12 protein-coding genes, 1 tRNA gene and 1 riboswitch are annotated in these 13,164 nt (G+C 47.0%); of the genes, 3 read left to right on the top strand and 10 right to left on the bottom strand.

Going from position 1 to position 13,164, the window contains the following annotated elements:
• Positions 1-81 precede the first annotated feature (81 nt).
• The 4 genes from KD145_RS26065 to KD145_RS26050 all read right to left on the bottom strand — a co-directional run bounded on the left by KD145_RS26065 (position 82) and on the right by KD145_RS26050 (position 2,970).
• A complete protein-coding gene (locus tag KD145_RS26065; RefSeq protein WP_212002750.1) occupies positions 82-651 on the bottom strand; it encodes a nucleoside triphosphate pyrophosphatase in 570 nt (189 codons plus the stop codon).
• Complete coding sequence (locus KD145_RS26060; RefSeq protein WP_212002749.1) at positions 652-1,593, bottom strand: geranylgeranylglycerol-phosphate geranylgeranyltransferase; 942 nt, start codon at positions 1,591-1,593, stop codon at positions 652-654. It abuts the gene before it with no gap.
• Between the two features lie 11 nt (positions 1,594-1,604).
• Positions 1,605-2,126 carry an HAD family hydrolase gene (locus KD145_RS26055; protein WP_212002748.1) on the bottom strand — a complete coding sequence of 174 codons (522 nt, stop codon included), beginning with the start codon at positions 2,124-2,126 and terminating at the stop codon, positions 1,605-1,607.
• A gap of 82 nt (positions 2,127-2,208) precedes the next feature.
• Positions 2,209-2,970, bottom strand: coding sequence for a Rossmann-like and DUF2520 domain-containing protein (locus tag KD145_RS26050; RefSeq protein WP_212002747.1), 762 nt, complete (start codon positions 2,968-2,970; stop codon positions 2,209-2,211).
• A 244-nt stretch (positions 2,971-3,214) separates the two neighbouring features.
• On the opposite strand from KD145_RS26050, the gene topA reads away from it, so the two are divergent.
• Both topA and KD145_RS26040 read left to right on the top strand, forming a co-directional pair.
• Positions 3,215-5,569, top strand: coding sequence for a type I DNA topoisomerase (topA, locus tag KD145_RS26045; RefSeq protein WP_212002746.1), 2,355 nt, complete (start codon positions 3,215-3,217; stop codon positions 5,567-5,569).
• Positions 5,570-5,592: 23 nt separating this feature from the next.
• Positions 5,593-6,465 (top strand): transglutaminase-like domain-containing protein, encoded by an 873-nt coding sequence (locus KD145_RS26040; protein ID WP_212002745.1) that lies wholly within the window; start codon positions 5,593-5,595, stop codon positions 6,463-6,465.
• A 92-nt stretch (positions 6,466-6,557) separates the two neighbouring features.
• On the opposite strand, the gene KD145_RS26035 is transcribed toward KD145_RS26040, so the two are convergent.
• The 5 genes from KD145_RS26035 to KD145_RS26015 form a co-directional block, all read right to left on the bottom strand.
• Positions 6,558-6,794 (bottom strand): hypothetical protein, encoded by a 237-nt coding sequence (locus KD145_RS26035; RefSeq protein WP_212002744.1) that lies wholly within the window; start codon positions 6,792-6,794, stop codon positions 6,558-6,560.
• An 86-nt stretch (positions 6,795-6,880) separates the two neighbouring features.
• Positions 6,881-8,194 (bottom strand): ribosome biogenesis GTPase Der, encoded by a 1,314-nt coding sequence (gene der / locus KD145_RS26030; RefSeq protein WP_212002743.1) that lies wholly within the window; start codon positions 8,192-8,194, stop codon positions 6,881-6,883.
• A gap of 43 nt (positions 8,195-8,237) precedes the next feature.
• Complete coding sequence (gene era / locus KD145_RS26025) at positions 8,238-9,107, bottom strand: GTPase Era (protein WP_212002742.1); 870 nt, start codon at positions 9,105-9,107, stop codon at positions 8,238-8,240.
• A 112-nt stretch (positions 9,108-9,219) separates the two neighbouring features.
• Positions 9,220-9,291: transfer RNA gene (locus KD145_RS26020), tRNA-Met, on the bottom strand.
• A gap of 283 nt (positions 9,292-9,574) precedes the next feature.
• Positions 9,575-9,982, bottom strand: coding sequence for a single-stranded DNA-binding protein (locus KD145_RS26015; protein WP_113614877.1), 408 nt, complete (start codon positions 9,980-9,982; stop codon positions 9,575-9,577).
• 174 nt (positions 9,983-10,156) lie between these two features.
• Positions 10,157-10,252: riboswitch (TPP riboswitch) on the top strand.
• A 12-nt stretch (positions 10,253-10,264) separates the two neighbouring features.
• Between KD145_RS26015 and KD145_RS26010 the strand changes: the two genes are divergently transcribed.
• On the top strand, positions 10,265-12,640 hold the full coding sequence (locus KD145_RS26010; protein ID WP_212002741.1) for a TonB-dependent receptor: 2,376 nt from the start codon (positions 10,265-10,267) through the stop codon (positions 12,638-12,640).
• A gap of 52 nt (positions 12,641-12,692) precedes the next feature.
• Here KD145_RS26010 and KD145_RS26005 read toward each other — a convergent pair whose 3' ends face one another.
• Positions 12,693-13,130 (bottom strand): hypothetical protein, encoded by a 438-nt coding sequence (locus KD145_RS26005; protein ID WP_212002740.1) that lies wholly within the window; start codon positions 13,128-13,130, stop codon positions 12,693-12,695.
• Between the last annotated feature and the right edge of the window lie 34 nt (positions 13,131-13,164).

Here is a 13,164-nt window from a genome sequence, read left to right as displayed (position 1 = left end):
GATATTGGTGCCTACCGGCACGAACCAACCATTATAATTATATATGAGGCTGTCTCCATTACGGGACAGCCTCTCTGATTTTTAATACTTGCTGAGTTCTTCCACGACCCTGCTCACCGGCAGTCCCATTACATTGTAAAAACAGCCATGGATGCTGTCGATGCCCACCGCGCCGATCCATTCCTGGATCGCATAAGCACCGGCCTTATCGTAGGGTTTGAAATTATCTACATAATAACTCACCTGATCAGGGGTGAGAGGCTTAAAATGTACGGTAGTTGTTTGGGAGAAAGCTGTCTCCACTCCATTGCGGCGGATCACCACTCCGGTGATCACCCGATGTTCCCGGCCGCTCAGCGCAGTCAGGATACGGATAGCGTCTTCCCGGTCTTTGGGTTTGCCGATGATGGTATCATCCAGCACCACCACCGTATCAGCCGCAATCACAATGTCCTGCGGCGTACATAGCGCCATCACGGCTTCCGCCTTCTGCTCTGCAATATGAATGGGAATCTGCTCTATAGCCAGCCCGGGAGGATAAGTTTCTGCTGTTTCCACCACCTTCACTTCGAAAGGGATGCCAGCCTGCTCCAGCAGCTGTTTTCTGCGGGGCGACTGGGAAGCCAGCACAACAGGTGCGCCTTTATACATCTATAACAAAAGTTTAAAAAATATCATGGATAAAATACCCGTCAGCATCACCAGCTTTACAATGGAACTCACCTTGTGGTAATGTGCCGCCAGGTGTGCCTTCTTCAACAGCCAGTAAACGTAAATGCAGGGCAACTGCACAAACAGCAACAGGTAAATAATGGCACCATACCAACCCAATATCCATACCCTTACTTCCACCGCGACAATGGTTATCTGCAGCAGCAACAGCAGGATGTTGCACAGGCGTTTGGCCGGCAGCACGCCCCAGATGATGGGGATTGTACGGCAACCGTCTTTACTGTCACCGATCATATCTTCCAGGTCTTTCACAATTTCCCTTATCATGGAAATGATAAAGGCAAACAACGCATACACACCAATGATCTGTATCAGTTTCCTTCCGGAAGGAGACATGATGGCCTCAAAGCTTTCGTAGATCTGTTTCTCGTAAAAGCCCACTACTACCACCGATAAGGCGGTCAGCAGGGAGATCACCACGTTGCCGATCAGTACCTGCCTTTTAAAGGAAGTGGAGTAAAACCACAACAGCAGGGAGCAGATCACCTGGGTAAAGCCCAGATAGATCTGGCCTGTTTTCCAGGCTACGATAAAACCCAGTGACACACCGGCCATATTAAATATGGTATGCCAGGCCATTGCCCAGCGGCGGCTGATGATTTTATCCAGCACCATTTTATCGGGCTTGTTGACAATATCAATGTTGATATCAAAATAATCATTGATAATATAGCCCGCGGCAGCAATCAGCACGGTAGAAAGGCTCAACAGAATGAACTGCGGCACAGAAAGTGACGGTTCTTCACCGGTGCTGTGCAATACAGGTGCTACCACGCAATATTGCAGCAAAAACTGGGTTAGGGCAATATATATGAGATTGGGATATCTCACCAGTTTAAAAAATGCAGCCCAGAGTTTCATAGTGTAGTGTTTTATTTCGATGCTATGCCTTCGTCCATCAGCCAGTGGTTATTCAGCTTCAGTACTTTTTCGATCACTTCCCGTACGCAGCCATGGCCACCCGGTACCGGTGATACATATCTGGAGATGCTTTTTATTTCCGGTACCGCATCTGCCGGACAAACCGGCAGCGCCACCAGCTGCATCACCTGGTAATCCGGTATATCATCTCCCATATACAGGATCTCGTTCCAGGCAAGATCATGCTCAAATACATAATCCTGCAGTTTTTCCTTTTTATCGTGAATACCGGTATAGATATCTTTGATGCCCAGTCCCTGCAGGCGACTTACCACGCTCTCCGATTTTCCACCGGAGATGATCACCACACGGTAACCCTTTTTGACCGCCAGCTGTAAGGCATAGCCGTCTTTGATATTCATTTTGCGCGACATTTCCCCGCCGGGCAGCAGCTGCAACGTTCCATCCGTCAAAACACCATCCACATCCAGGACAAAAGTGGTAATAGGTTTAAATAAAGCTAATATATTCATGTAGAATTTTTCTGTAACGGCCCCAAAAATAGCAATTACAGATAACAAATTGAATTGTGCGGGGATGTTACACTACTTATGATTAATGATGCAGCCGGTAGATGGCTTCACTCAGCACTTCGTATACCCGTAAGAGATGTTCATTATCAGCCAGGAGGGAACGGTGCAAGTCCATGGTAGCGTTGTCCTTACGGAGGGCCGGACCGGTCTGTACCGTTTCCGGAGCATACTTCTCCAGCCGGTCGAAAGTCTCCTTAATAATAGGTTGCAACAGGGTGAAGTCCAGCTGCTCCTTCTCACAATAAGCTTTGGCTTCGGCAAAAAGATGGTTGGTGAAGTTGTTGCACAACACTGCGGTGAGATGGTATTTCAGTCGCTGGGTTGAGTCTGCTATGGCAATACGGGAGGCAATACTGCCAGCCAGCGCCTGCAAACGCCTGAGTACGTCATCATTGCCTGCTTCCAGCATAACCGGGATAGGCGGGTAGGTTTTGAGTTCCTTACGGATGGATTGTAAAGGGTATAATACGCCGGTATTGACAGATATGCGGGAGATGGCGCTGAGTGGTACGGCCCCTGCCGTATGGGCTACGATCCGTTTGCCCAGGCGGAGCTGATCATTCAGTTCCGGGATGGCGGCATCGCTGACGGCCAGGAGATAAACATCCGCATTCATATTTATATCCGTTAAATCATCGGTGTAGGGGGCATTGAGCATTTCCCCCAGGTCCCGGGCATGGTCTATATGGCGGCTCAGCACCTGTATCACCTGGTGCCCATTCAGTTTCAGCAGCTGGCCAAAACAATGGGCCACATTCCCGGTTCCAATTATTACAATGTCCATAAGTAAATTTATGATTAATTGCGGATTACAAATTACAATTTGTAAATAATGAATAATTAATAATGGATGATCATTTGCCTGCGCTTGCATTCAGCATGCTTATTTCAACATTCATTATTCGTAACTTTATGGTTTAAAGGGGCCTTATTTTTTATTTTGAAGGTACTTTTATATAATTGCAAAATCCTATTAGTATTTATTTTACGTTTTTTTACGTATTTAGCAGCACATTAAAGAAGCTTACATGGCAAAAAATTTAGTTATAGTTGAGTCCCCGGCAAAGGCCAAGACCATTGAAAAAATTCTGGGCAAGGACTTTGAAGTCAAATCCTGCTTCGGCCACATCCGTGACCTGGAGAAGGACGACATGGGGATAGACATTGAAAATAACTTCAAGCCTAAATATGTAATACCGGAAGATAAAGAAAAGGTCGTAAAAGACCTGAAGAAGCTGGCTAAGGAAACCGATGAGGTTTGGCTGGCAACGGATGAGGACCGTGAAGGGGAAGCCATTTCATGGCATTTGTGCGAGGTGCTGGGGCTCGATCCGGGTGAAACCAAACGTATTGTATTCCATGAAATTACCAAACCGGCCATCGAAAATGCGGTACAGCATCCGCGCCGGGTGGATATGGACCGCGTAAACGCCCAACAGGCACGCCGTATACTAGACAGGATTGTGGGTTTTGAATTATCCCCGGTGTTATGGCGGAAAATGAGCATGCGTAACTCGCTCTCTGCCGGCCGCGTACAATCTGTAGCCGTACGACTGATCGTTGAAAGGGAAAGGGAAATCAACGGCTTTACCGCTGTCAGCACCTTTAAGGTAGAAGCCTGGTTCACCGGAAAAGATATCAATGGCAAGAACATATCCTTCAAAGCAGAAGGACCTAATAAGTTCAAAACGGCGGAAGATGCCAACAAATTCCTCCAGGAATGTGTAAAAGCAGCCTATACCGTTAAAGACATACAGGTAAAACCCGGCAAAAAATCACCTGCCGCCCCTTTTACCACTTCTACCCTGCAACAGGAAGCCAGCCGCAAACTGGGATATAGCGTATCTAAAACCATGCTGCTGGCCCAGAAACTGTATGAAAGCGGTTTTATCACCTACATGCGTACTGACTCCGTCAACCTGTCGGACACAGCTGTGGCGGAAATAGAAAAAGCTATCAAAACCAGCTTTGGCGACCGCTACCATCAGTATCGCAAATTCAAAAATAAAAACGAGTCTGCCCAGGAAGCGCACGAAGCGATCCGCCCTACCTACATGGAAAACACCACTGTAGATGACAGCGATACCCGCAAACTGTATGAACTGATCTGGAAACGTACCATCGCCAGCCAGATGGCAGACGCTGAACTGGAAAAAACCATCGCTAAAATCAGTATCTCCACCAACAACGAAGAGCTGACTGCCAGCGGTGAAGTATTGAAATTTGACGGCTTCCTGAAAGTATACATGGAAAGCCACGATGATGAAGATATCAACGAAGAAGATGCTCAGGAAGGATCACTGCCGCCGCTGGCCGTGAAACAGGCCCTGGACCTCAGGGAGATGAAAGCCACCGAAAGATTCTCCCGTCCTGCCCCCCGCTATACAGAAGCCAGCCTCGTTAAAAAGCTGGAAGAACTGGGTATCGGCCGTCCTTCTACCTACGCCCCTACCATCACCACCATCCAGAAACGTGGTTATGTGGAAAAAAGGGACAAAGAAGGCGTAAAAAGGGAATTCCGTATCCTCATTCTGAAAGAAGATAAAATCACTCACCAGACCGATGCCGAAAATACCGGTGCGGAAAAATCCAAACTTTTCCCCACTGATCTGGGCATGATCGTAACCGATTTCCTCAACCAATACTTCAATTCCGTGATGGACTACGGTTTTACCGCCAAAATTGAAGAGGAGTTCGATGAAATCGCCAACGGCAAGAAGGTGTGGAACAAAATGCTGGGAGAGTTCTATACGCCTTTCCATAAGGATGTAGAAAACACCCTGGAGCACGCAGAACGCGTAAAAGGGGAACGTCAGCTGGGTGTAGAAGAGTCTACCGGCAAACCGATTGTGGCCCGTATGGGACGCTACGGCCCCATGATTCAGATCGGCAAGGTAGAAGATGAGGAAAAACCCCGCTTCGCCAAACTGAAAGCTACCCAGAGCATTGAAACCATCTCCCTGGAAGAGGCCATGGAGCTGTTCAGACTGCCCCGTACCCTCGGACAGTTTGAAGATTCGGATGTAGTGATCAATATCGGCCGCTTTGGTCCTTACGCCCAGCACGATAAAAAGTTCTATTCCCTGAAAAAGGAAATGGACCCCTACACGGTGGAGCTGGACGAAATCGCGCCGCTGATCGTTGAGAAAAGGACAGCCAAAGACGAACGTACCATCAAGATATTTGAGAAAGAGAAGATTCAGATACTGAAAGGACCTTATGGCCCCTACATCAAACAGGGACTTAAAAACTATAAGATTCCGAAGGAAAAAATTGATAATGCCGCTGACCTGACTGTGGAAGAAGCCAAAGCCATCATTGAAGAAGCTAAGGCCAATCCTCCCAAGAAAAAGGCTCCGCCCAGGAAGAAAAAAGCGGAATAACCCGGACGGACCCGTATATCACTATGCATGAAAACAAGGAAATAAATGCTTTGTTCCACCTGTTGGATGACCCCGATCAGGAAGTATTCGATACTGTCGCCAATAAAATATTATTGTACGGTAAGGATATTATTCCCAATCTGGAGAATTTGTGGGAGAATACTATTGACGAAGCCATACAGGAACGGATAGAACTGCTGATTCACCGGGTCCATTACCAGGATCTCCAGGCAGCCTTGCGTGTATGGGGCTTATCGGATATGCAGGATCTGCTGCAGGGCGCCATACTGGCTGCCAAATACCAGTTTCCTGATCTGATGCCTTCCCAGGTGCTCAACGAAATTGAACGTATCAAACGTAATATCTGGCTGGAGCTTAACAACTATCTCACTCCACTCGAAAAAATCAATGTACTCAACAGCATGATTTACAATTATTTCGGGCTAAAGGGAGAAGAGATGTCGTACCAGCGGAAAAATCAGTTTTTCATCAACCAGGTAATAGAGTCTAAGAAAGGTAATCCCCTCACCAATGGGATCATCTATCAAAGTCTCTGTTCCATGCTGGACTTGCCGGTATATGCCGTTAATATTCCCCGGCAGTTTATTCTGGCCTACTTTGATACTTTTGTGGATTTTGATGAGCCGGTAGAGCCTGAAGACCAGCGCATCCTGTTTTTCATAGATCCCATACAAGGGCAGATCTATACCCAGCAAGACGTGGACACTTACCTGAAAAGGGTTTCCGTTCCTTCTGTACCCTCCTATTTCAAGCCACAGTCCAACAAGCGGATCATCCAGTACCTGCTGGAGGAGCTGGCCAAGTGTTTCCGGGATGATAAAGATGCTTACCGCCAGGATGAGCTGAATAACCTGGCATCCATACTGGAAGAATAGGGATTTTCCTGAATGATATTCAAACAAAAAAGCCGATTGCTAAGCAATCGGCCTTTTTGTTCTTGCAAGAATTTATCGAAAATAAATCGAAATTACTTAGCAGGGTGAGCAGCAGCAGCTGAGTCAGCAGCAGGAGCAGCAACAGCAGCAGCAGAGTCAGCAGCAGGAGCTACAGCAGCAGCAGCAGAATCAACAGCTGGAGTTGCAGCAGGAGCAGCGTTCATAGTGTCTACAGTTGTAGCAGTAGAATCAGCAGCAGGAGTGCTACCACCGTTACAAGCTACGAAGAACATACCAGCTGCGATTGCAAATACAAATACTTTTTTCATTTTAGTTTGTTTTATTTTTTTAAAACCGCCGCAAAGGTATAGAATATTTTCAGAATGCAAAATCAATTCACCCCGTTTTTTTTCGACTATTTTTTACGGAAGAAAATTTTGATCGGCACCCCTCTGAAATCAAAGTTTGTCCGAAGCTGATTTTCAAGATAATTTCTGTAAGGCGTCTTCACATCATCCGGCAGGTTACAGAAGAAAGCAAAGGCCGGTGTATGCGTAGGCAGTTGCGTTACATACTTGATACGGATAGGAATACCTCTTACTACCGGCGGGTGAAAAGCTTCGATAGCTTTGAGCATCACCTCGTTGAGGCGGGAGGTCTGTACTCTGCGCTGGCGGTTGTCGTATACTTCCAGTGCGGTTTCTATCGCTTTGAAGATACGTTGCTTTTCGACGACGGAGGTGAAGATCACCGGTACATCGGAGAAAGGAGCCAGGCGTTTTTTCAGGTCTTTTTCGTAGTCGCGGGCAGTGTTGGTGCTTTTTTCCATCAGGTCCCATTTGTTGACCAGCACCACCACGCCTTTACCTTTACGGGCAGCGAGGCTAAAGATGCTGAGGTCCTGGGCCGTGATGCCTTTTTCAGCATCCAGCAGGAGCATCACCACATCGGATTCATCTACAGCTTTGATAGCGCGGATAACGGAGTAAAACTCCAGGTCTTCATTTACCTTTTGTTTACGTCTGATACCGGCGGTATCGATGAGGATAAAATCCTTTTGGTACATGTTGTACCGGGTATGGATGGTATCGCGGGTAGTACCGGCGATATCGGATACGATGTTACGGTCTGCACCCACGAGGGCGTTGAGCAGGGAAGATTTACCCACATTAGGCTGGCCAATGATCGCAATTTTAGGGATATTGGATTCCAGGTTGGGGTCTTCCATATCATCGGTGATATTGGTTACGATATCATCGAGCAGTTCACCGGTACCGCTTCCACTCATAGAAGAGAGGAAGAAGGTTTTATCGAAGCCAAGGCTGTAGAACTCAGTGGCTTCCAGCTGACGCTGGCCGTTATCCACTTTATTGACAACCAGGTATACCGGTTTGGAAGTACGGCGCAGGAGATTGGCCACATCGGAATCGAGATCGGTGATGCCGGTTGATACATCGGTCATGAATATCAGCACGTTTGCTTCATCCATGGCCACTTTGGCCTGTTTACGGATTTCCCGTTCAAATACATCATCACTGTTGGATACAAACCCGCCGGTATCGATCACGTTGAAAGATTTGCCGTTCCAGTCCGCAATACCATATTGACGATCACGCGTTACACCGCTCTGATCGTCTACGATAGCTCTGCGCTGTTCCAGTAAACGGTTGAACAACGTTGATTTGCCCACGTTCGGGCGGCCCACTATAGCTACTGTAAATCCAGCCATTGTATATTACTATTACTATTTTTAAAAATTGTGCACAACGGAATTAATATCCGTATTCTTTCAGGAAGAGATCGTTGTCTCTCCATTTACCACGTACCTTAACGAACAGTTCGAGGAACACCTTACGTTCGATGAATTGCTCGATTTCTTTTCTGGCCTGTGTTCCCAGCTCACGGATCGATTTACCTCCTTCTCCAAGAATGATGCCTTTCTGCGTATCACGGGTAACGATGATCTCTGCCGTTATTTTAGTCAGTGTTTCCTTTTCCTGGAACTGAGTGACGATTACGGTAGTATGGTAAGGGATTTCTTCTTCAAACAACTGGAAGATTTTTTCCCGTATCATTTCTGCCACCAGAAAACGTGTAGACTTGTCCGTGAGGGTATCGTCCGGGTAAAAAGGGTTCCCTTCCGGGAGCATGGCAACGATTTCCTTCATCAGTTCGGGGAGTCCTTTTTTCTGTCTGGCAGAGATAGCTACTACCGCTTTGGCTTTTCCCCATGCTTTAACCCGTTCGAGCAGTGCGTCCATGTCTGCTTTAACGAGGTTATCCATTTTGTTGATGATGAGGATAGCCGGTACTTTGAGCCGTAAGGATTCGAACAGTTCGAGGTTTTCTTCCAGCGAGTCTTTTGCGTCCATGATCAGTAAAGCCACGTCAGCATCTTCCAGGGCTGATTTCACCGCACTCATCATTTTTTCGTGCAGTTTATATTTCGGGTCGATGATACCAGGGGTATCGGAGAATACGATCTGGTAGCCCGGCTCTGTCAATACGCCTGTGATACGATGTCTGGTGGTTTGCACCTTGGGGGATATGATAGCCAGCTTTTCACCGATGATGGCGTTGAGCAAGGTACTTTTTCCCGCATTGGGCTTACCGAATATGTTTACAAAACCTGCTTTGTGCATGATGATCTTATGAAGGCTGTGATGCATTCCACAGCTCAAACTTACGGAAATAAAAAAAGCCGAATTTCTTCGGCTCTTTCTGGTCTCTTTACCAGCGCTGATGCGCTCTTTGTAGCGAGGAGCGGATTCGAACCACTGACCTTCGGGTTATGAGCCCGACGAGCTACCTCTGCTCTACCTCGCAATGAGGGTGCAAAGATAGAATTATTTTCATTCACACCAAATCTTTTTAAAAAAAAATTAAAAAAGGGGGTGTTGGGGTAATATTTCTGAGGGGTAAAAATGAAAGCAATCCGCCAGGGCACTATATCCTGTGGCCAATAGATTCTACTAAAAATTATTATATACAACTAACAACACATACATACTAAAAGATATGATATGGTGAATGGGAGCAATAACCTTATCGGAAAAGAAGCTGTCTCCATTACCAGAGACAGCCCTTCCTGTTGGAATGCATGTTTTATTTAGAAGGGCAGATCGTCGGCGGGTTGTTCTTCCACAAGCTCCTGCTCGGGAACAGCCGGAACTTCAGGCATGATCGTGCGGCGTTTTTCATCATCCTTACGGCTAAGCAGCTGCAGCTGGAAAACCCGGAGCCGGAGTGCTCCCGCAGGATTGTTGTTTTTAGTGATGTAACCTTCCGATTTGGGCGCTCCTTCCACAAATACCAGCACACCCTGGTTCAGATAAGGTGCCAGTCCTTCCCTGTTCCACAAAGAGCAGTCCACCCAGGTGGTCCGTTCTTCCAGCACGCCGGCGTGGTTTCTGAAACGCTCATTCACCGCCACCGGAAAATTAAGCACCACATTGCCGTTCACTTCCTTCCTGACTACATCCCGGCCCAAATGGCCGATTAACTGAAGTTTGATCATCTGATAAAGATTTAATGGTTAAAAATTTATACAAGATGATTGAGAGAAGTGCAGCAGGAAAATACATCATTTTTTCCGTTTTCACGCCAGCGGCTACACACACCTGTCAACAAAAAACAATTTTATGTTTTTATTAACCTATCTTTGCAGCTTAGCAAGGAATCAACAACTCCTTCGCCATTTATGGGGTGCCTTACTTTTCAGGCTGAGATCACACCCACAGAACCTGGACCAGGTAATGCTGGTTAGGAAATTGAAAACAGAAAACAGACATATTTAAAAATGAAACAGCTTATGTTGCTGGTGCTGCTGTCTATAGCAGGCACTTTACAGGCACAATCCCTGCTGACGGGTACCGTTACCAGTAAAACCAATGGTAAACCGCTGGAAGGTGTTACCATCTCTATCAACCAAACAGGCACCTTAACAGATCAAAAAGGCCGTTACAGCATTCATCTCCCTAAAAAAGGAAATTATACGCTTCAGGTAAGTTATATCGGTTACAAATCCTACAACACCACCCTGCAGGCTTCCAACAGCACACAGGTGGCAGATATCGCACTGGAAGAAACCGGCCTTCTTGTGAAACCGGTAGAGATCAGCAGTCTCCGCGCCGGTAAAAACGCTCCGTTTGTGAACAGCACTTTATCTGCTGCCGATATCAAAAAGGCCAACCTCGGACAAGACCTGCCCATACTGCTGGACCAACAACCCGGCGTAGTCACCAGCTCCGACGCCGGTACCGGTATCGGCTATACGGGCATGCGCGTACGTGGCTCCGACATCACCCGCATCAACGTTACCGTTAACGGTATACCTGTCAACGATGCGGAATCACAAGGTACTTTCTTCGTGAACATGCCTGATTTTGCCTCCTCCGTGAGCAGCATAGAATTGCAACGCGGTGTAGGTACCTCCACCAACGGAGCCGCCGCCTTCGGGGCCACGCTCAACCTCAGCACCAACGAATTCCGTGAAAAAGCATATGGTGAAATCAATAGCAGCTTCGGCTCCTTCAACAGCTGGAAAAATACTGTCAAAGTAGGTTCCGGCCTTATCAACGACCACTTCACCATCGACGCACGCCTGTCTAAAATCACCTCCGACGGATATATAGACCGCGCCACCTCTGACCTGCGCTCCTTCTATACTTCCGCCGCGTACATCTCCAAAAAGACAGCGCTGCGCCTCAACATCTTCTCCGGCAAAGAAAAAACATACCAGGCCTGGAACGGCGTACCAAAGGCATTCCTGGACTCCGCCAGGACATATAACTCTGCCGGCACCGCAAAACCCGGTACTCCCTACAACAACGAAACTGACAACTACCAACAGGACCACTATCAGCTGTTCCTCAATCAGGAAATAAATTCCGGTCTCAACTTCAACGTAGCCCTGCACCTCACCCGTGGCCGCGGCTACTACGAACAATATAGAGCCAACAGTGCACTCTCTGATTACGGTCTGCCTCCCTTCGAAATCAACGGCACCCCAGTTACCAGCACCGACCTGGTACGTCAGCTCTGGCTCGACAACTACTTCTACGGCAGCGTCTTCTCTGTGAACCGTACCGGCAACAAATTCAACTGGAGCCTCGGCGGCGGCTGGAACCGCTATACCGGTGATCACTACGGTAAAGTCATCTGGGCTAAAGTCGGCATAGACAAAGACCATGAATACTACCGCTACCCCGCCGACAAAAACGATTTCAACATCTACTGGAAAGGAGAATACAAAATCACTGAAGCACTGCGTCTCTTCGCCGATCTGCAGTACCGCAACATCGCCTACAACATGAACGGCTTTGAAGCCGCACCGGAATATATGGCGCATGTCTACTATAACTTCTTTAATCCTAAGGCTGGCATCTCTTATCTGCTCAGTCCCGCCAGCCGGGTGTTTGCCTCCATCGCCGTGGCGCATAAAGAACCTAATCGTGTTGACTTCGAATCCAACTACGGCGTAACACAGCCTAAACCCGAAGTACTCCGCGACCTCGAAGCCGGTTACTCCTGGAGCAACAGCATCGCCTCCCTCCAGGCCAACGTATACTACATGAACTATAAAAACCAGCTCGTACAAACCGGTATGCTCACCGATGTAGGTGCTTATGTTCGTACCAACATACCTAAGAGTTATCGTGCAGGCGTGGAAGTGAGTGGTAACGTTAAACTGAGCAATATCTTCTCCATCGCTGCCAACGCAGCTTTCAGCCAGAATAAAGTACTGGACTACAATGCTATCTCCTACGACAGCAATGCTGTAGCCCACACTGAGACATATAAGAAAACAAACATCTCCTTCTCCCCTTCCTTCGTAGGTGGATACACACTGACTGCCCGTCCGCTGAAAGGTCTCACCATAGACCTGATCGGCAAATACGTCAGCCGTCAGTATCTGGCTAATACTTCCAGCAACGATGCCAGTCTCGATCCTTATTACGTAAGCAACCTTCGTTTCAACTACGTAGTACCGCAACCGTTATTCCGCGAACTGGGACTGCAACTTATGCTCAACAATATCTTCAATAAAAAATATGAGCCTAACGGAAGCACCTACAGTGCTTATGATCTGAAGCAGAACAAGGTAGTGTATGATACTTACTACTACCCCATGGCAGGGTTTAATTGTTTTGTGGGAGTGAGTGTAGGGTTTTAGGATAAACTGTAAATATTAACGGCCGCCTTGTACAAAGGCGGCCGTCGATATTTTAACCGGGTCCAATTTGAGTCAGCCCCTTTTGTTTATAATTATCATTTACAATTAAATCCATTGCTTCGGGATTGCTTAGCTCTATCTGAATTACTTTATAAGGTATTTTGAAATCTTGTGGCACAGGAGCGATTGTTGGCGTGTAAATGAACAATGTATCATCCTGTAGTTTGTAATATATAGCAGACAGTCCTCTATAAACATATTCACGTGAGCTTTGAGGCGTGAAATCCGTACTATCAATATTTGAAATTACATTTACCTGTTGGTCCCCTGTTAATCCCCACGTCATTTGCTTTATGAAAATTGGTGGGTATCCTGGTTTTGAAGGTAGCTTTGTTATTGTAGTCTGAACGTTTTCATAATCACAGCTAAAACAGACTACTGTTATAATCATGCAAACAGTAACCAGGCATAACCACTTTTTGTTTTCCACATAGGTCTATTTAAATAATTGAACAACAATACAA

This window comes from Chitinophaga sp. HK235, assembly GCF_018255755.1.
GTDB lineage: Bacteria > Bacteroidota > Bacteroidia > Chitinophagales > Chitinophagaceae > Chitinophaga.
Note: the sequence above shows the minus strand (reverse complement) of the source record. Positions and strands in the feature narration are given on the sequence as shown.

Bases quoted from the DNA above. Each gene is read 5' to 3' on its own strand.
- der (WP_212002743.1), bottom strand. From the start codon at position 8,194: ATGGCTGGATTTACAGTAGCTATAGTGGGCCGCCCGAACGTGGGCAAA.
- KD145_RS26010 (WP_212002741.1), top strand. From the start codon at position 10,265: ATGAAACAGCTTATGTTGCTGGTGCTGCTGTCTATAGCAGGCACTTTA.
- topA (WP_212002746.1), top strand. From the start codon at position 3,215: ATGGCAAAAAATTTAGTTATAGTTGAGTCCCCGGCAAAGGCCAAGACC.
- KD145_RS26035 (WP_212002744.1), bottom strand. From the start codon at position 6,794: ATGAAAAAAGTATTTGTATTTGCAATCGCAGCTGGTATGTTCTTCGTA.
- KD145_RS26065 (WP_212002750.1), bottom strand. From the start codon at position 651: ATGTATAAAGGCGCACCTGTTGTGCTGGCTTCCCAGTCGCCCCGCAGA.
- KD145_RS26050 (WP_212002747.1), bottom strand. From the start codon at position 2,970: ATGGACATTGTAATAATTGGAACCGGGAATGTGGCCCATTGTTTTGGC.
- KD145_RS26060 (WP_212002749.1), bottom strand. From the start codon at position 1,593: ATGAAACTCTGGGCTGCATTTTTTAAACTGGTGAGATATCCCAATCTC.
- KD145_RS26040 (WP_212002745.1), top strand. From the start codon at position 5,593: ATGCATGAAAACAAGGAAATAAATGCTTTGTTCCACCTGTTGGATGAC.
- KD145_RS26055 (WP_212002748.1), bottom strand. From the start codon at position 2,126: ATGAATATATTAGCTTTATTTAAACCTATTACCACTTTTGTCCTGGAT.
- era (WP_212002742.1), bottom strand. From the start codon at position 9,107: ATGCACAAAGCAGGTTTTGTAAACATATTCGGTAAGCCCAATGCGGGA.
- KD145_RS26015 (WP_113614877.1), bottom strand. From the start codon at position 9,982: ATGATCAAACTTCAGTTAATCGGCCATTTGGGCCGGGATGTAGTCAGG.